Here is a 16661-nt window from a genome sequence, read left to right as displayed (position 1 = left end):
TGCATCGTTCCGGAGCTGGCGGCCGATAGATTTCGGGCAAACGCCCGGTGCGGTACCCGCCGCCCGTGGGATGTGGGCGGCGGCCTTTGTGGAAAGCGCTCAGGTGGTCGAAGTTTCACCACCGCGCGGCTTCCCACCGCGTTCGCGCAGCACCGCCAGCCGACTCCGATATTGATCCTCGGTGATCTCGCCGCGCGCGAATGCGGTACGCAGCGCACCGATTCCGCTCTGGTGACCCCAGAACCGCCGCCGCGCGAATACGAAGAAGACGATGACGGTGGCCCAGAACAGCAAGGGGAAGATCCAGAAGAACGGCCAGGGATGCCATCCGCCGTCATAGTGATCGGCCAAGAAGGTCATGGCCTCGGGTTGCGTGAAAATGCTCATGACCCAACCCTGCGCCCGACACCCCCACCCGGACATCGGCCTGCCGACGATATTCGCCCTACGTCTGTGCGCGTACGCGGCGCTCGCATAACCACTGGGCTCCTCGCACAGGCGGTGCGAGGAGCCGGGAAGTCAGGCGAGGGCGGCGTCGAGGGTGATGTTGTCCACCCCGGCGAGGGCCTTGCTGACCGGGCAGCCCGCCTTGGCGGCGGCCGCGGCGGCGGCGAAGCCGTCGGCGTCCAGGCCGGAGACCCGGCCGCGGACGGTGAGTTTGATGGCGCTGATGCGGAAGCCGCCGTCCGGATCCGGGCCGAGGGTCACATCGGCGGTGACGTCCAGGCTCTCGGGCGTGCCACCGGCATTGCCGATCTGGGCCGAGAGGGCCATGGCGAAGCAGGACGAGTGCGCCGCCGCGATCAGTTCCTCGGGGCTGGTGGTGCCGTCGGCGTCGTCAGCGGCGCGCTTGGGGAAGGAAACGTCGTACTTGCCGACACCGGAACTGGCCAGCTCGACCTGGCCGGAGCCGTCCTGGAGGCCGCCGGTCCAAGCGGTGCGCGCGGTACGTGTGGGCATCACGGTCCTTTCGAAGATGTGTGAATCACAATTCGCAGTCGAACCTACCCCCGCCGCCCCCGCGACGCGTGCGGAGGCAGCAGTCCGAATCGTGTGCAGCAGCAGGTGGCGCCCCAGGCGGGCTCGGCCGTGCGCTGATCGAGCTGTTCGAGTACCAACGGCCAGGCCTGCGAATGCCGGTCGCGGGCCACCTCATCGGCAAATTCCTTGTGCGCCACGCGAAGTCGAGTACCGAGGTAGGTCGGGTACCCCACTGGTTCGATCACGGTTCGGACTGTACCGCCGGACCTGCTCACTCCGGATTGGTGACGCGCGCCAGCACGATGCCGCCGAGAATCAGCGACAGCGCCAGCAGCCGTCCGGCGCTCATCGGATCCTTGTTGATCACAACACCGAGGCTGATCGCGCCGACCGCGCCGATTCCGGTGAAGACCGCATAGGCCGTGCCGACCGGCAGCGTCTGCATGGCCCGCGACAGCAGATACACCGCGACAGCGCCGAGTACGAAGCAGATGACGGTCGGGACGAGGCGCGTGAAGTTCTCGGTCGGCTTGATGCTCTGCGACCAGATGATCTCCACCAGTCCGGCGATGCCGAGAATGATCCAGTTCATCAGTACTCCGATCCTTTCGAGCGACCTGCAAGCAGTCGATAGCGGCTGGCCAGGTGGCGCGCGGATTCCATTGCGGCCGAATAGGATTCGTCATGCTTGCCGCGCAGATGCGCCAGTGCCGGGTCCTGCCTCGAGTTGGCGAGTTCCGCATTGACGAAAACGGTGTCGGTGACGGCGAAATGGCCCGCGAAGAAATCGCGCAGGTAGCGCTCTTGATAGTCGAATGCGGCCTTGGGGGCGTCGGGTGCGTACGACCCGCCGCGTGCGGAGACGACGACGAATTGCCTGTCGCCCAAGGACATTCGCGGAAAGGTCACCTGGTCGAGCCAGGCCTTGAGTGCTGCCGGGATCGAGTAGTTGTACATCGGGGTGCCGATCAGAATCACATCGGCGGCCAGCACCTCGGTCAGCAGCGGTTCCACGATCGCCCATGCGGCGGCCTGTTCAGGGGTGTGGACCAGTTCGGCGAGGCGGTTCAGATCGGTGCTCGGTTGAGCGAGGACGGCATCGCACAGTTCGGTCCATGCCTCGTCGATGAAGGGCACCGGCTCGGCCGCCAGGTCGCGATAGATGTAGTCGCTCTCCGGATTCGCGGCGCGCCACGCCTCGGCGAATGCCGCGCTCAGTTCCCGGCTGATGGAACGACGCCGTGCGCTGGCATCGAGGTGCAACAACGTGCTCATGATCTCTCCTGTGCATCTAACTGGACATTATGTCCGGTTGAACCGTACCGATAACCGGACGCTCTGTCCAGTTGATTGGAAAGTCGAGTACAGTCGGGGCGATGAACAGCGATATGGACCTGCTCGGCGGGCATTCGGAACCCGCAGTGCCGACCGAGCGCGCGGATGCGGCCCGCAACCGGGCCAAGGTGCTCGCCGCGGCCGCCGAACTGTTCGCAACGCGGGATCCGCGCACTGTCACGATGGACGACATCGCCAAGGCGGCGGGGGTCGGTCGCGGCACGCTCTATCGCCGCTATCCGGATACGAATTCGATCGCCGTCGCACTGCTCGACGAACATGAACGCGCACTGCAGGAGCAGTTGTTGCGCGGTGAACCACCGCTCGGTCCCGGCGCGCCACCCGCCGAACGGCTCGCCGCCTTCTATGCCGCCATGGTCGAATTATTGGACGGGCACGCGGATTTGGTGCTCGGCGCGGAGACCGGCGGCGCCCGGTTCGCCACCGGTGCGTACGGCTTCTGGTTCCTGCACGTCCGGTCGCTGTTGGTGGCCGCAGGCGTCGGGGAACCGGACGCCATGGTCGATTCGCTGCTCGCACCGTTGGCTGCCGAGGTCTACCGGCATCAGCGGGCGCGGGGTCTCACTTCCGCACAGATCGCGACGGCGCTGGCCGAACTGGCCCGTTCCGTGGTGTCCGAGTCCTGAATGCGCCGAACCGCTGACGGAACTGTTGTCCGCCAACGGTTTTCGGTGTCTGTGGATCAGACCATATCGCGCCGCTGCACCAGCCACATCGTGCCCACCGCGAAGAGCGCCACGTACACCACCAGCGCGATGAGTGACTGAGTCCGCGACAGGATGTCGAGCACCCCCGGCGTCGACGGCCCTTCGGCGGTCCGCATCGCACCGGCCATCGAACCTGCCGCGGTACCGGGCAGATGATCGGTGAGCACCTTGATCGGGCTGAAGATCGCCGCGACACCGCGCAGCAGATTCTCCACAACCAGCACCCATACCAGTCCGAGCCCGACGGCCAGTGCGGGACCGCGTGCGATCGCCCCGATCAGTGCGCCCGCTAGTGTCCACATCCCGAGAATCGCTGTGCCGGTGATGATTCCGTTCACCGCCTGGCCGAGGCCTGGCAGTGCGAGCGACTGCGATTGGGTTGTCGCGATAATCGAGGCGACCCCGATATCCGCCACGAACGCGACGCACACCAGCCCGATAACCGTGACCATCAGGCTGATCAGCGCACCGCCGATGGCATTGGTCCGCGACGGACCCTGGGTGAGCACGGTCTTCCAAGTGCCCCAGCCATATCCGCTACCGATGGTCAATGCACCCAGAATGAGCATCAGCGCACCACCGAACATCGCCATGCCCTGGGTGAAGACCTCGGGCACCGCGGCGGGCAACATCTGGTGCAGCAGCACGTCTTTGGGCACGCCGTTCGACATCGTCTTCATATCGCCGGAGGAGTAGGCGAGGTAGTTGAAGAGGTAGGAGAAGGTGAGATTCAGCAGAATCCAGGTGCCGAGAATGATCCAGAATGCGGGCCACTTACGCAGTCGCAGCATTTCCGCTCTCGTGCTCGCCGTCAGGTCTTTCACGGTCCCGTTCATTTCGCAGGCTCCAATTGGGTCATTTCGAAGAACACTTCTTCCAGGGACTTTTCATCGGTCCGCAGCTCCAGCAGATCCGCGCCGGATTCGACGACCGCGCGCGCGACCACCGGCGCGCTGTCCGCACCGGCCTCGATCCGTATACCGCCCGCGGTCAACATGGCCGAGCGCTCGCCGACCACTCGGCGCACCGCGGGAAAAGCCACCTCCAGCGGTTCGGCCCGCAGCAAAAGCGAAGAGGCGCCGCGCAATTCGGTGACGGTGGATTCGGTGAGCAGCTTGCCGCCGGAGATCACCCCGACGCGATCGCAGATCTCCTGCACCTCGCTGAGCATGTGGCTGGACAGCAGCACGGTATGGCCGTCACCGGCGAGAGTTGTGATGAGCTCCCGCATTTCGGCCATGCCCTGCGGGTCGAGGCCATTGGTCGGCTCGTCCAGGATCAGCAGATCGGGACGGCCGAGCAGAGCCGCGCCGACGCCGAGGCGCTGCTTCATGCCGAGGGAGTAGGTGCGGAATTTGTCGTCGGCGCGATTGGCGAGGCCGACGCGGTCGAGTGCGTCCTCCACATCGGCACGCTCGAGGCCGCGGTATCTCGCGAGTACCCGCAGGTTGTCGCGGCCGGTGAGGTAGGGGTAGAAGCCGGGCCCCTCGATGAGGACGCCGATGCGGCGGACCACGGCAGGATCGCCCGGGGTATGTCCGAGCACGGTGGCGGTGCCATCGGTGGGGCGGATCAAACCGACCAGCATTCGCAGCGTGGTCGTCTTACCGGCACCGTTCGGACCGAGAAACCCGTAGATCTCACCGGGCGCGACCTTCATGTACACGCGGTCGACGGCGGCGTGGGTGCCGTAGCGTTTGGTCAGCCCTGCGGTGACCACGACGGAATCTGTCATGCACCGAGAATCCGCCCCCGACCAGGGGTGACACATCCGTCGCGCGGCGATGTTCGGCGTACGTACCGCGGCCTACGAAGCGCCGTGACAGCGGACGCGACGACTGATTTCGCAAGCACATGGGTGAACGCCCACAACCTGGCTGTCACCTCGACCGACGGTCCGCGACGCGACCGTTGAGGCACCAATGCCCGGCAGAATATTCGAGGGCCGGGGGAGCATACGTAGCGCGGCGGACGTGGTGGCCCGTCCGTGCTAATAGGCTGCAAGTGTGACAGCGCCAGGGGAATCGAAACGTGGCCCGGTCGTTCAGGACTGGGTGCTCGCGCTCGTCGTCGCGGCGATCCAGGTCGTCGGGGGACGCAATGCCAACCTGCGCCAGACCGGAGTGCACTCGCTCGACGCATTCGGCTATGTGCTGTTGCTCATCGGACCGGTGGCGTTATTGCTACGCCGTTCCTACCCGCTGCCCGCGCTGCTCGTGACGATCGCATCCTGCGCGGTGTACCTGCTGCGCGGTTACGGCTACGGCCCGATCTTCGTCTCACTGGTGATCGCATTCATCAGCGCCGCGATCGTCGGATCGCGCTGGTGGACATATCCGCTCGCGCCGATCGGCTATCTCGCGCTGCTCTGGCCGCTGCCCGCACTGGTCGGGCATCCGGCCGACCCGTGGCTGGCCTTCGGCATGATCGCCTGGCTGGGTGTGCTGGTCGCGATCGCGGAGGGGATCCGTCAGCGCCAGGCGGTGCTGGTGGCACGCAGGCAGCGGGCCGAGGCGGCGCGCCGCGACGAGGAGGCGCAGCGCGAACGGCGGGCCAGCGAGGAACGGCTCGCGATCGCGCGCGAGCTGCACGATGTACTGGCGCATAGCCTCTCGCTGATCAATGTCCAGTCCTCGGTGGCGCTGGAGCTCTTCGACAAGAAGCCGGAACAGGCCGAATCGGCGCTCGCGGCAATCAAAACGGCGAGTAAGGATGCCTTGGCCGAGGTGCATACGTTGTTGCACTCGATCCGCAGTGGCAGCGCGGCCGAAGTGCGCGACTCGGAGGTCGAGCCGGAATCCGCGCCCGCACGCCCCGATTCCGAACGGGACCGAGATAGTTCGGTTGCCCCCAGCGTCGAAGCCCCGCCGCCCGCCCCACGGAGTCCGGTCCCGAGCATCGAGGACCTGGACGCACTGCTGCAGCGCACCCGCGCCGCCGGTCTCACGGTAGACACCCGCATTATGGGCACCGCACACAAACTGCCCAGCGTCGTCGATGTGGCGGCGGCCCGCATCATCCAGGAATCGCTGACCAATGTGGTCCGCCACGCGCCCGGCGCACCGGCCGCGGTAACTATCCGCTATGCCGCCGATTCGGTCGAGATCACCATCGACAACGCTCGCGCCACCGGCACACAATCGAAGTCCGGAGCGAGCGGCGGCAATGGCATTCTCGGCATGCGCGAGCGCGCACACGCCCTCGGCGGCCAGCTCATCGCGGGTCCGCGGCCCAGTGGCGGATTCCGCGTGGTGGCCCGGCTACCGTCCCAGGTGGGGGCTCAGGAGGAGGCGCGATGAACGGCGGCAATCCGAGGGATGCGGGTGGGCCTGTCCGGGTATTGGTTGCCGACGACCAAGCCCTGGTGCGCGGCGGTTTCGTCGCCCTGCTCGATGCGCAGGACGGCATCGAGGTGGTGGGTGAGGCCGACAACGGCGAACAGGCCGTCCGCATGACCCGCAGCCTGACCCCCGATGTGGTCCTGATGGATATCAGAATGCCGGTGCTGGACGGCCTTGCCGCCACCAGAATGATCGCCGAGGATCCGAAACTCGCCGAGGTGAAGGTGGTCGTGCTGACCACCTTCGAACTCGACGAATACGTCTTCGAAGCAATGCGCGCCGGCGCGACGGGGTTTCTGGTCAAACACACCGAACCCGCCGATCTCGTCCGTGCCATCCGAGTCGTCGCCGCGGGCGACGCCCTGCTCTCACCCGGCGTCACCCGCCGCCTCATCGCCGAATTCTCCGCCCACGCCAAACAACCCCCGCCCGCCGCCTTCACCGAACTCACCGACCGCGAGCGCGAGGTCATGGCCCTGGTAGCCGAGGGCCTCACCAATGCCGAAATCGGCGAACGCCTCTTCATGAGCCCCGCCACCGCCCGCACCCATGTCAGCCGCATCCTCATGAAACTGGACGCCCGAGACCGCACCCAACTCGTGGTCATGGCCTACGAATCCGGCCTGGTCCGCCCCGGCTGGCAATAACGCTGTCCCTCGCGAAATAGTGGCGGGCGGTCGGGTGGTACATGGCGGGGATGGCAACCAAGACGGCCAGGATGTGCCCGGTGCGGAAGATTCCGGTGATCATTGCGGATGCGGTGAGGTTGTCGAACAGGTCACCGATTTGCTTGGCGGACAACGTGGCTGCCAGTGGTTCGATGATCAGCGAGGCCAGGCCGATTACGCCGATGCCGAAGGTGAGCACCAGCCTGGCCCAGCGGGCACCGCGCACCATCTGCATGGCAACGCCGAGAACCACCAGGTAGATGCCGCTGCGAATAGCGAGACCTGTTGCGAGCGAGCCGATATCGGCATTCGGGCGGTCCAATTGCGCGGCGGTGTAGGTGATGGCTTCGCCGACGCCGCAGAGCAGCGCGATGACGAGGCAGGTGAATGCCACGGAAACCGAGCGCGGTGGGTCGGTTCGCGGCCATACGGAAAAGGCAGTGCCGGTCATACGACCGACACTGCCTTTCGCGGTCCGTACTCCGGATCAGCCTGCGGTAGCGGCTGTTTCTCGTACCGGAGTGCTATCGCGCGTGGCGAATTCGGTGAGCGCCGCGAAACCGAGGCCGAGGCAAGCCCACAGGGTGGCCGTCTCGCTGAGCGATGTCGCACGGAACTGCCACAGCAGGACGGCCGGGAAGTCGTCCTTCACCTCGTTCACACCGGGCAACAGGACGTACCCGAGTACGACGATGAGGACGAATGCCGCGACCCCGGCGATCAGCCGGACTGTACCGAGTTGCGCGGCAAGCAGTTTGTAGACGTACAGCCCGATACCGACGGCAGCGAGTCCGAGTAGCACCGCCGCCAACCACAGCAGGGTGCGCTGGTTGATGGTGTCCGGTTCACCCACGGCGGGCGGATTGGCCGGGTACTTGAAGAACGGCACCGCCACGATCGCGGTCCAGCCGGCCAATGCCAATCCGAGCGCGAGCTTCGGCCCCGACAAGGTGGTGTACCGGCGTGCGAAATGCGCGACCGAAGCGAAGATCGCCCCGAGCGCGAGCCCGGCGAGTCCGAGCGCAAGGAACTGCCCGAACTTCTGTCCGGACCGACTGACCAGCGGTTCTTCCTCGTCACCGTGCGTATGCCCGGCTGGTTCCTGGGCATGCTCGGCGGCCTTGGCGGTATTGGCCTCTTCGATGGAGATGGCGGCGTCGATCTTGGGTTCGCCGACGAAGTAGCCCACTGTCGCGGCCAGCAGACCGGCGATGAGGCCGGCCAGCAGGCCACGGAGCAGCAGGGTCTTGAGGGACCCGCCCAGGGGGACGGCAGCCGACGGAGTCGGCGGGGTGGGTGTACTCAGTGGCACGGCACACCGAGCAGGTGACGTCCGTCGTGCATGAGCTCATGCAGGTACATCCCGCTGCGCGAGATGACGCCCTGGTCGAAGCCGACCAGGTACAGCGTGAGCAATGCGAGAAGAACGACGCCCACTGCGATGAGCAGCGTGCCGAGTGAATCAGTTGCCCGACTCGGTGAATGCGCGATAGCCATTCGAGTCCTCCTAGGGATGCGCGTCCCGTGAGTTGTTCGGTGCGAAGGTGCCGGTGTCTGGCTTTCCGGCACCAAGGACTCGGTGCAAGAACACAGTGGCGCGACCGCTCCGGAATTTCACCGAATTACCGCGTCACCCTCGCGTTTGTCCTTCGAACTGTGACATCCGGTTGTACTCGGCGTCAACACGGCGGGCGACTTGCCCTGGCCGGGATGGGCGAGTCGCGCGCCGCGTCTGTCCAGCGGTTTCAGGAAGCGGGCTTTGCCGCGACGTCCAGTACGACCTCGAATTCCAGCAGTGAGGCACCCGTCGAAACCGGCTTCTGCCGCTCGCCGGCGTGCGCCTCGCGCGCGGGCCCGTCCCGCCACGCCGCGAACGACTCCTCCGAATCCCATTGGGTGACAACGAAGTACCGGTTTTCTCCGGCCACCGGCCGCAGCAACTGGAAGCCGAGGAAGCCCGGCGAGCCCTCGACCGCGTGTGCGCGATGGGCGAATCGCTTCTCCAATTCGGGTCCCGCGCCCTCCGGAACCTCGATCGCATTGATCTTCACAACAGCCATGGGCTCGACAATACGTTCGCCGATGAACTCGGCTACCACGGAGCGAGTCTCGGCTGCGCCGCTAGCGACTGCTTGCGGGTCGCTCGAAGGGTCGGATGCGAGACACCAGGGGGCCGCGAACACGCAGCGCGCAGGCGCTGCAAAATGTCACAGTGTTGTATGACGAAGGCGGGGCGGGCGTGCCGATCCTGCTGCTGCACGGACTGATGGGCAGTGCCCGCACCTGGCGCGATCACCTTGACTGGTTGCGGAAGTTCGGCCACGTCTACACCTTCGACGCCGCCGGCCACGGTCGTCCCGCGCCCGTGGAACTGACCACCGAGGCCTTCATCGACGACCTCGCCACTGCCACCGCCGAAATTTCCGAACCCATGGTGGTCATCGGCCATTCGATGGGCGGTCTGCACAGCTGGGTTTTCGCCGCGGGATATCCGGAGCGGGTGCGCGCGCTGGTGGTCGAGGATATCGCCCCCGACTTCCGCGGCCGCACCGCCGCGAACTGGGCGGCCATGATCGAGTCCTGGCCGCAGCCGTTTCCGGATGCGGACGCGGTGCTGGATTACTTCGGCCCGGTCGCCGGGCGCTACTTCCTCGACTCCTTCGAGCACGGCCCCGACGGCTACCGTCTGCACGGTTCGGTCGCCACCTTCCGCGATATCTCCGAGGAGTGGGGGACCCGCGACTTCTGGGCGCAATGGCGCGCGGTCGAAGCGCCCGTTCTCTTGATCGAGGGCGAATTCACCATCACCCCCGAGGGCCAGATGCGGCAGATGGCCGACGTCCACCCGGACGCCGTCTACGTCCGCATCCCGGGCGCGGGCCATCTGGTGCACGACGACCAACCGGAGCGCTACCGCACCGAGGTCGAAGCCTTCCTTCGGAAAGTCCTGAACCTTCCCGCATGAGGCTGTGTTCAGCCCCTCGCCGGTCAGGGCGAACGGCCCGTCGGTTTATTCGATGAGGCGCTCGATGACGCCGGATGAGGCTGTTCCAGCTTTGCCGCCCAGCGCGAGCAGTCCATAGTGGAGAGTCCGATCGGGGGCTTGTTCGATCTTGTTGGACTCGAAACCCCCGATTGTCTAGCCCTCACCGGCCAGCGCGAACAGCCCGTCTGGGGTTTGTTCGATGAGGCCGTCGACCAGCAGGGAGTCCAAAGCGCGGTCGCGCTGGCCGGGATCGCGAGTCCAGGCCAGATCCAACCGGATTCGCTCGACCGGACCGGTCGCGTCGCGCAACACGTCGAGCAGCCGACCGCGCGCCTGACGATCGGTGCCCTCGTACTTCTGCGTCTTACGAACCACATCCGAGACCGGTCTGCCCGCCGAAACCCAGGCGCATTGCGGCAGCGGGCAACGCGAACAGTCGGGCGTGCGCGCGGTGCACACCGTCGCACCCAGTTCCATCAGCGCGGCGGAAAACATTGCGGCATGGTCGATTCGGCGCGGCAGCAGCGCTTCGGTCTCGGGCAGATCGCGCGACGACGGATTACCTGCCTCCGCGCGCCCGTGCACGGCACGCGCCACCACCCGGCGAACATTGGTGTCCACCACCGGAACTCGCTGTCCGTAGGCGAAACAGGCCACCGCCCGCGCGGTATACGCGCCGATACCCGGCAGGCCGAGCAGCACATCCACATCGGTCGGCACCTCGTCACCGTGTTCCTCGGCGATCACCTTCGCGCATTCGTGCAGCCGCAGCGCCCGCCGCGGATATCCGAGCTTGCCCCAGGCGCGCAGCACCTCGGCCTGCGACGAGGCCGCCATGGCGGAGGGGACCGGCCAGCGCACGACCCACTCCCGCCAGATCGGTTCGACCCGTACCACCGGCGTCTGCTGCAGCATGATTTCGCTCATCAGGATCTGCCAGGCCGTGACGTCCTTGCCTCGCCACGGCAGATCCCGCGCGGTCTCCCGGTACCAGTCCAGCAACGATTCGGCATCCACCCGGCTGGTACCCGTCGTGATCTTGGGTTTTCCACCTGCACGCTGTTGCGCTGCGCCGCCTTCCGACACTGCCCTCACCGTTCCTATTGTCCTGCGGCCGGTCGATATTTGCCGAGCCGTAACGAACCGGACTCGCTGGTAACCATTGCGATGTGCACAATGGTCGGTATGCCGGATTCCAACCCGATCAGTGCCTGGAAATCCCTTCGCGAAGGCAATGCACGCTTCGTGAACGGCAACCTGCTGCATCCTAGTCAGGGCGCGGCGGACCGGGCCAAGCTCGTCAGCGGCCAGCACCCGCACGCGATCCTGTTCGGCTGCGGTGACTCCCGCGTGGCGGCCGAGCTGATTTTCGACCAGGGCCTCGGCGATATGTTCGTCGTGCGCACCGCGGGCCATGTCGTGGACAGCTCGGTGCTCGGCTCGATCGAGTACGGCGTGCAGGTTTTGAATGTGCCGCTGATCGTGGTGCTCGGCCATGACAGCTGCGGCGCGGTGAAGGCCACCCTCGACGCGCTGGACGGCGGCGAGGTGCCCGGCGGATTCATCCGCAGTGTGGTCGAGCGGGTCACACCGTCGATTCTGATCGGGCGCCGGGAGGGGCTGTCCACCGTCGACGAGATGGAGGCCAGGCATGTGGTGGAGACCAGCCGACTGCTCATGCAGCGCTCGATGATCATTTCGCAGCGCGTTGCCACGGGTGAATGCGCGATCGCCTGCGTCACATACAAACTGGCCGAGGGCGAAGTCAAGTTGCAGCGGGTCGTCGGCAATATCGGTGAGCTGGCCTGATACCGCCGATCCGAGACATCCAGCGGTGGGAGCGGAATTTACCTGCCGCGTGCGGGTTTTCCGATCCGACACGCCGGGGTCCTGAGTCGCTGTACCGGATCGTGCCCTTACCGTTGACTCCGTGCTGGAACCGAATGGACCGCTGCCTCCGGAGATCTACTGGCGACGCCGCGCGCTCGCCGTAGGTGTTCTGGTCGTGGCGCTCGCACTGGTGATCTGGTTGGTATTGACGGTCACGCGCGGCGGCGATTCGCCCGGTACGACAAAGGCGGCCGCGACCAGTTCCGCGTCGGCGACGAATAAGCCTGCGGGCGCATCCTCCTCGATGCCGCCGCCGGCCACCGGCGAATCCAGCGCGAAGCCCACCGGCACTACCGCTGCGGCTGCGAGCGCCAGCCAGGTCGCCGCGGGTATCTGCCCGGATCAGTCGCTCGCGGTGAAGGTGACCGTTGAGCAGCCGACCTACAAGACCGGTGAGAATCCGGTATTCGGCGTCGTGATCACCAATATCTCGTCCACGGCCTGTTCGCGCGATGTCGGCTCCGGACTGCAGCAGGTCTCGGTGACCAGCCTCGACGGCCAGCGCCGCCTGTGGTCGAGCACCGACTGCTATCCGGACGGCGCCCCTGACGTCCGCACCCTGAACCGCGGCGAACAGGCGGCCTTCATGGTCACCTGGTCCGGCTCGACCTCCCAACCCAACTGTGCGGGCGACCGCGTCCAGGTTCCACCCGGCGCGTACGCCGTTGTCGCTCAACTGGGCTCGCTCCGCAGCGCCGCCGAACCCTTCAACATCGCCTGACAGGTTGTGCGACAGGGCTCAGAAGTCGGGGGCCGTTTCGGTGGTTGCCGCGCGCTGTTTGCGCAGACCGGCGAGACGGATGGCCGACTTTACGTCGGTCACCTCGTGGATCTTCATGCCGCTCTTGGTGCGCGCCAAACCGGGTGGCACCAGGGCGGTGGTGAAGCCGAGGCGTTCGGCCTCGGCGAGTCTGCGCTCCAGTCCGGTGACCCGGCGCACCTCGCCCGCCAGCCCGACCTCGCCGAGGATGATCCAGCCGACGGGCAGCGCCTGATCGCGTTCGGCACTCGCAATGGCAAGTGCCACAGCGAGATCCGCGGCCGGCTCCAGCAGGCGCATACCGCCGACGGTCGCGGCGTACACGTCGTGCTTGCCGAGGAACACCCGCCCGCGGCTCTGCAGTACGGCGAGCACCATCGCGACCCGGTTGTAGTCCAGCCCGCTCACCGCCCGTCGCGGATTCGGGATCTCGGTGTGCACGGTCAGGCCCTGCACCTCGGCGACGAGCGGCCGCTTACCGTCCATCGCGACCGTGACCGCCGTACCCGATACCGAATCGGTGCGGTGGTGCAGAAACAGCCCGGACGGATCGGTGACGCAGGAGATCCCGTCGTCGTGCAATTCGAAACAGCCGACCTCGTCGGAGCTGCCGAAGCGGTTCTTGATGCCGCGCACCATGCGCAGTGTGGAGTTCTTGTCGCCCTCGAACTGCAGCACCACATCCACCAGATGTTCGAGCGTGCGCGGGCCCGCGACATTGCCGTCCTTTGTGACATGTCCGACCAGTAGCACCGCGATCCCGCTCGCCTTGGCCAGTGACGTGAGCGCCGCCGCCACCGCGCGCACCTGGGTGACGCCGCCGATGGTGCCGTCCACCTCCGGGACGAGCATGGTCTGCACCGAGTCGACCACCAGCAGTGTCGGGCGCACCTGTTCGACATGGCCGAGCACGATCGACAGATCCGATTCCGCTGCGAGATAGACCCTTTCGTGCACCGCATTGGTCCGGTCGGCGCGCAGCCGAACCTGTCCGGCCGATTCCTCGGCGGTGACATACAGCGACTTCTCATCACGCTGAGCGGCCCAACGGTGGGCGACCTCCAACAGCAGCGTCGATTTGCCGACTCCGGGCTCACCGGAGAGCAGGACGACCGATCCGGGCACGATGCCCCCGCCCAGCACCCGGTCGAGTTCCTCGACCCCGGTCGGCCTGGCCTTGGTGACCTTCGAATCGATATGCGAGATGGGCGCGGCGGCGGTGCTCGGCAGCATGGCTTTTCGTCCGACCGGTGATGCCGCGGCCGCCGCCGATCCGGCTACCTCGTCGACGGTGCCCCATGCGCCGCAGTCCGGGCATTTGCCCACCCACTTGGCGACCTCGTACCGGCATTCGGAGCATCGGAAGATCGACTTGGTCTTGGCCACAGGCGCACCTTACGTACCACCCCCGACAAGCGGGCTCGACAGATACGAAAACGGCTGCCGCGCGAATGCGCGACAGCCGTATACGTTGCCCGGGGCGTCAGCGGATCAGTGTCCGCCCTTGTGCTCGCCCTCGGTCGCGGCGGTCTGGCCCTCGTGCCGTTCGGCGGCCGCACCGGCGTCGACCGGGACCTGCACGGTCACAGTGCCGTTCTGCTTGAAGTTGAACGTCACCGGGTAGGTGAGGCCGGGGATGATGTCCTTGGTCAGACCGGTGATCTCGATCAGACCCGGCTTCTTCTCCGGATCGACGGTGGTCTTGTCGCCGGCCCCGTGCGAGTCGGGTGTGGCGCTGGTGGTCGGCGCGGCAGTGCTGCTCGGCGTCGCACCGTGCTCGTCGGACTTGGCGGCGGTTGCGGTGGTGGGGGAGGCCGCCGCGACGACAGTCTGCTGCGGGGCGATCTGGAAGGCCGAGGCGCCTGCGGGCGGGGTGATCTTCACCGTGCCGAGGTCGGAGGTGATGCTGGTCAGCTCGTCGGTGACGGTCTCGCTGTTGTTGACGATCGACAGCGCGATGATCGCCTTGCCGCCCTTGGTGTTGGTGTAGTCGGTGCCCGTGGCCGGGAAGACGATGTGCACATTGCGCAGCGAGATCCGGTCGATGTCGGCGTGGTTGCCGTTGACCGCGGCGACTTGGCTCGCGGTCTGTGCGGTCTGGCCTGCACTACAGCCGGACAGCACGAGTGCCGCTCCGGCGGCGAGCACGGCAACCGAAACCATGCGACGACGCGCCCCTGTCGAGGCGGTCACAGCTTTCAGGGCAGTCACGGGTTGTCCCTCCATGTCGACCGGGCTCACTCCGCTAGGGAGAGTAATAACTAGGCAGCGTAGTAGTAGCCTCCGCGGCGCGGGCGCGCGGGCTGTGTTGAATTGGCCGCGCCTGCGGCGCGACCCGTTCGCGCCCCCTGGTGTCTCGCGTCCGCCCCTTTCGAGCGACCTGCAAGCAAGTCGCTAGCGGCGCCGTCGAGACTCGCGCCTGCGGCGCATGCGCTTCGACGACTCGGACGCGAGACGGGCCGCGAACGGGTCGCTCGTAAGACTCGCTCCGTTGTGGGTCCCCAGAGCTGGATGGTTCGGACACCCCGTTGCTCGGCATCCGTTAGGTAACGGTTTTCCGAGAAGGCGGCGCAGTGGCGGACACGCTGCTGGGTTCGCGGACCGTCCGGTGTGCTATCCGCGCCGGTCGATAACCTGTTCTGGCACAACGCAATGCACACCGCACCGGTTCTGTCAACCCCTGCGGTTGGCTCGTTGTGGCCCTGACCTGCACAGTTGATCGCGCCGTTACCGAGTCGCATGTTAAACTGTGAACATCGAAAGGGGCACGGGACACATGATTTTTAAGGTCGGAGACACCGTCGTTTACCCCCACCACGGAGCGGCGCTGATCGAAGCAATCGAGACTCGCACCATCAAGGGTGTGCAGAAAGAGTATCTGGTCCTGAAGGTCGCCCAAGGTGACCTGACTGTTCGCGTTCCCGCAGAGAACGCCGAATATGTCGGCGTGCGCGACGTCGTCGGCCAGGAGGGTCTCGACCGAGTCTTCCAGGTGCTGCGTGCGCCGCACACCGAAGAACCGACTAACTGGTCTCGACGCTACAAGGCCAACCTGGAGAAGCTCGCCTCCGGCGATGTGAACAAGGTGGCCGAGGTCGTTCGCGACCTGTGGCGTCGGGAGCAGGACCGCGGTCTGTCTGCGGGTGAGAAGCGGATGTTGGCCAAGGCTCGTCAGATTCTCGTCGGTGAGCTCGCGCTCGCCGAGGGAACCGATGACGGCAAGGCCGAGACGCTCCTCGATGAGGTTCTTGCCGCGGCTTCCTGACCGTGAACGTTTCTAACAGCGACGGATCCGTCGCTGCGTTGGTGCCTGCCGCCGGTCGTGGCGTTCGTCTGGGTGAATCGACACCGAAGGCGTTCGTCACGGTCGGCGGCACACCTATGGTCCGGCTGGCCGTCGACGGCCTGATCGCCTCCGGGGCGGTCGACCGGATCATCGTGATGGTCCCCACCGAACTCGTCGAGAGCGCCATTGCCCTGCTGCCGCCCTCGGAGTCGGTGCGCGTGGTCATCGGCGGCGCCGAGCGCACCGATTCGGTGCGCTGCGGTATCGCCGCCGCCCCCGATGCCGCCCACTTCCTCGTGCACGACGCCGCCCGCGCACTGACCCCGCCCGAGCTGATCGCCCGGGTCGTCGCGGAACTGCGCGCTGGTGCCGAAGCCGTCGTGCCCGCATTGCCGGTGGTGGACACCATCAAATCCGTCGACGCGCGCGGCGAGGTCACCGGTACGCCCGACCGCGCCGGTCTGCGCGCCATTCAGACTCCGCAGGGTTTCGCCGCCGACTTGCTGCGCGCGGCCTATGCCGATGAGCGCATGCAGGCCACTGACGACGCGGGTCTGGTCGAACTGCTCGGCACCCGGGTGCGCACCATTCCGGGCGACCCCATGGCTTTCAAGATCACCACCCGGCTCGATCTGCTGCTGGCAAATGCCGTGCTGGACGGTGCGCGGACGGCGGGCCGGTCATGA

Annotated in this window: 22 protein-coding genes; 8 read left to right on the top strand and 14 right to left on the bottom strand. The window is 66.4% G+C overall.

Going from position 1 to position 16661, the window contains the following annotated elements; all coding sequences use genetic code 11:
* Nucleotides 1–99 precede the first annotated feature (99 nt).
* From ACZ60G_RS19335 to ACZ60G_RS19315, 5 genes are all read right to left on the bottom strand, one after another.
* The gene (locus ACZ60G_RS19335) at nt 100–387 is read right to left on the bottom strand and encodes an SHOCT domain-containing protein (protein ID WP_465811428.1); all 288 of its coding nucleotides are present in this window, start codon (nt 385–387) and stop codon (nt 100–102) included.
* A 132-nt stretch (nt 388–519) separates the two neighbouring features.
* Entirely contained in the window at nt 520–960 is a 441-nt protein-coding gene (locus ACZ60G_RS19330) for an OsmC family peroxiredoxin (protein WP_040686169.1), read from the bottom strand.
* 44 nt (nt 961–1004) lie between these two features.
* Nucleotides 1005–1226 (bottom strand): hypothetical protein, encoded by a 222-nt coding sequence (locus ACZ60G_RS19325; RefSeq protein WP_465811427.1) that lies wholly within the window; start codon nt 1224–1226, stop codon nt 1005–1007.
* A gap of 26 nt (nt 1227–1252) precedes the next feature.
* Nucleotides 1253–1573 (bottom strand): DMT family transporter, encoded by a 321-nt coding sequence (locus ACZ60G_RS19320; RefSeq protein WP_063042772.1) that lies wholly within the window; start codon nt 1571–1573, stop codon nt 1253–1255.
* Nucleotides 1573–2256, bottom strand: a complete 684-nt coding sequence (locus ACZ60G_RS19315; protein ID WP_465811426.1) for an FMN-dependent NADH-azoreductase — start codon at nt 2254–2256, stop codon at nt 1573–1575. The genes ACZ60G_RS19320 and ACZ60G_RS19315 overlap by 1 nt, the downstream gene beginning before the upstream one ends.
* Before the next feature lie 101 nt (nt 2257–2357).
* On the opposite strand from ACZ60G_RS19315, the gene ACZ60G_RS19310 reads away from it, so the two are divergent.
* On the top strand, nt 2358–2963 hold the full coding sequence (locus ACZ60G_RS19310) for a TetR/AcrR family transcriptional regulator (protein WP_465811425.1): 606 nt from the start codon (nt 2358–2360) through the stop codon (nt 2961–2963).
* A gap of 56 nt (nt 2964–3019) precedes the next feature.
* On the opposite strand, the gene ACZ60G_RS19305 is transcribed toward ACZ60G_RS19310, so the two are convergent.
* Complete coding sequence (locus ACZ60G_RS19305; RefSeq protein WP_465811424.1) at nt 3020–3880, bottom strand: ABC transporter permease; 861 nt, start codon at nt 3878–3880, stop codon at nt 3020–3022.
* Nucleotides 3877–4779, bottom strand: a complete 903-nt coding sequence (locus ACZ60G_RS19300; RefSeq protein ID WP_465811423.1) for an ABC transporter ATP-binding protein — start codon at nt 4777–4779, stop codon at nt 3877–3879. The genes ACZ60G_RS19305 and ACZ60G_RS19300 overlap by 4 nt, the downstream gene beginning before the upstream one ends.
* 271 nt (nt 4780–5050) lie before the next feature.
* Between ACZ60G_RS19300 and ACZ60G_RS19295 the strand changes: the two genes are divergently transcribed.
* Nucleotides 5051–6343, top strand: coding sequence for a sensor histidine kinase (locus ACZ60G_RS19295; protein WP_465811422.1), 1293 nt, complete (start codon nt 5051–5053; stop codon nt 6341–6343).
* Complete coding sequence (locus ACZ60G_RS19290) at nt 6340–7032, top strand: response regulator (protein WP_465811421.1); 693 nt, start codon at nt 6340–6342, stop codon at nt 7030–7032. Before ACZ60G_RS19295 ends, ACZ60G_RS19290 begins: the two co-directional genes overlap by 4 nt.
* On the opposite strand, the gene ACZ60G_RS19285 is transcribed toward ACZ60G_RS19290, so the two are convergent.
* The 4 genes from ACZ60G_RS19285 to mhuD all read right to left on the bottom strand — a co-directional run bounded on the left by ACZ60G_RS19285 (nt 6989) and on the right by mhuD (nt 9113).
* Nucleotides 6989–7504: a hypothetical protein gene (locus ACZ60G_RS19285; protein ID WP_465811420.1), complete on the bottom strand. Its 516-nt coding sequence runs from the start codon at nt 7502–7504 to the stop codon at nt 6989–6991. The genes ACZ60G_RS19290 and ACZ60G_RS19285 overlap by 44 nt on opposite strands.
* A gap of 36 nt (nt 7505–7540) precedes the next feature.
* Nucleotides 7541–8365, bottom strand: a complete 825-nt coding sequence (locus ACZ60G_RS19280) for a CbtA family protein (RefSeq protein WP_465811419.1) — start codon at nt 8363–8365, stop codon at nt 7541–7543.
* The gene (locus ACZ60G_RS19275; RefSeq protein ID WP_040686176.1) at nt 8356–8550 is read right to left on the bottom strand and encodes a CbtB domain-containing protein; all 195 of its coding nucleotides are present in this window, start codon (nt 8548–8550) and stop codon (nt 8356–8358) included. Before ACZ60G_RS19275 ends, ACZ60G_RS19280 begins: the two co-directional genes overlap by 10 nt.
* A 248-nt stretch (nt 8551–8798) precedes the next feature.
* A complete protein-coding gene (gene mhuD, locus ACZ60G_RS19270; RefSeq protein WP_397293899.1) occupies nt 8799–9113 on the bottom strand; it encodes a mycobilin-forming heme oxygenase MhuD in 315 nt (104 codons plus the stop codon).
* Between the two features lie 152 nt (nt 9114–9265).
* Here mhuD and ACZ60G_RS19265 point away from each other — a divergent pair, with 152 nt between their 5' ends.
* A complete protein-coding gene (locus ACZ60G_RS19265; protein ID WP_465811418.1) occupies nt 9266–10018 on the top strand; it encodes an alpha/beta fold hydrolase in 753 nt (250 codons plus the stop codon).
* Nucleotides 10019–10192: 174 nt separating this feature from the next.
* On the opposite strand, the gene ACZ60G_RS19260 is transcribed toward ACZ60G_RS19265, so the two are convergent.
* Nucleotides 10193–11077 carry an HhH-GPD family protein gene (locus ACZ60G_RS19260; RefSeq protein WP_465811601.1) on the bottom strand — a complete coding sequence of 295 codons (885 nt, stop codon included), beginning with the start codon at nt 11075–11077 and terminating at the stop codon, nt 10193–10195.
* A 147-nt stretch (nt 11078–11224) separates the two neighbouring features.
* Here ACZ60G_RS19260 and ACZ60G_RS19255 point away from each other — a divergent pair, with 147 nt between their 5' ends.
* Both ACZ60G_RS19255 and ACZ60G_RS19250 read left to right on the top strand, forming a co-directional pair.
* Nucleotides 11225–11848 carry a carbonic anhydrase gene (locus ACZ60G_RS19255; RefSeq protein WP_387294262.1) on the top strand — a complete coding sequence of 208 codons (624 nt, stop codon included), beginning with the start codon at nt 11225–11227 and terminating at the stop codon, nt 11846–11848.
* A gap of 121 nt (nt 11849–11969) precedes the next feature.
* Nucleotides 11970–12650 (top strand): hypothetical protein, encoded by a 681-nt coding sequence (locus tag ACZ60G_RS19250; protein WP_465811417.1) that lies wholly within the window; start codon nt 11970–11972, stop codon nt 12648–12650.
* A gap of 18 nt (nt 12651–12668) precedes the next feature.
* Here ACZ60G_RS19250 and radA read toward each other — a convergent pair whose 3' ends face one another.
* A complete protein-coding gene (gene radA / locus ACZ60G_RS19245; protein ID WP_465811416.1) occupies nt 12669–14075 on the bottom strand; it encodes a DNA repair protein RadA in 1407 nt (468 codons plus the stop codon).
* Nucleotides 14076–14180: 105 nt separating this feature from the next.
* Nucleotides 14181–14900: a copper chaperone PCu(A)C domain-containing protein gene (locus ACZ60G_RS19240; protein ID WP_465811415.1), complete on the bottom strand. Its 720-nt coding sequence runs from the start codon at nt 14898–14900 to the stop codon at nt 14181–14183.
* Nucleotides 14901–15465: 565 nt separating this feature from the next.
* On the opposite strand from ACZ60G_RS19240, the gene carD reads away from it, so the two are divergent.
* Together carD and ispD are read left to right on the top strand one after the other, a co-directional pair.
* Nucleotides 15466–15954, top strand: coding sequence for an RNA polymerase-binding transcription factor CarD (gene carD, locus ACZ60G_RS19235; protein WP_040686206.1), 489 nt, complete (start codon nt 15466–15468; stop codon nt 15952–15954).
* Nucleotides 15955–15956: 2 nt separating this feature from the next.
* Nucleotides 15957–16661 carry a 2-C-methyl-D-erythritol 4-phosphate cytidylyltransferase gene (ispD, locus tag ACZ60G_RS19230; RefSeq protein ID WP_465811414.1) on the top strand — a complete coding sequence of 235 codons (705 nt, stop codon included), beginning with the start codon at nt 15957–15959 and terminating at the stop codon, nt 16659–16661.

This window comes from Nocardia sp. NPDC102475, from assembly GCF_055584605.1.
This window is presented reverse-complemented; position numbering and strand designations above follow the sequence as displayed.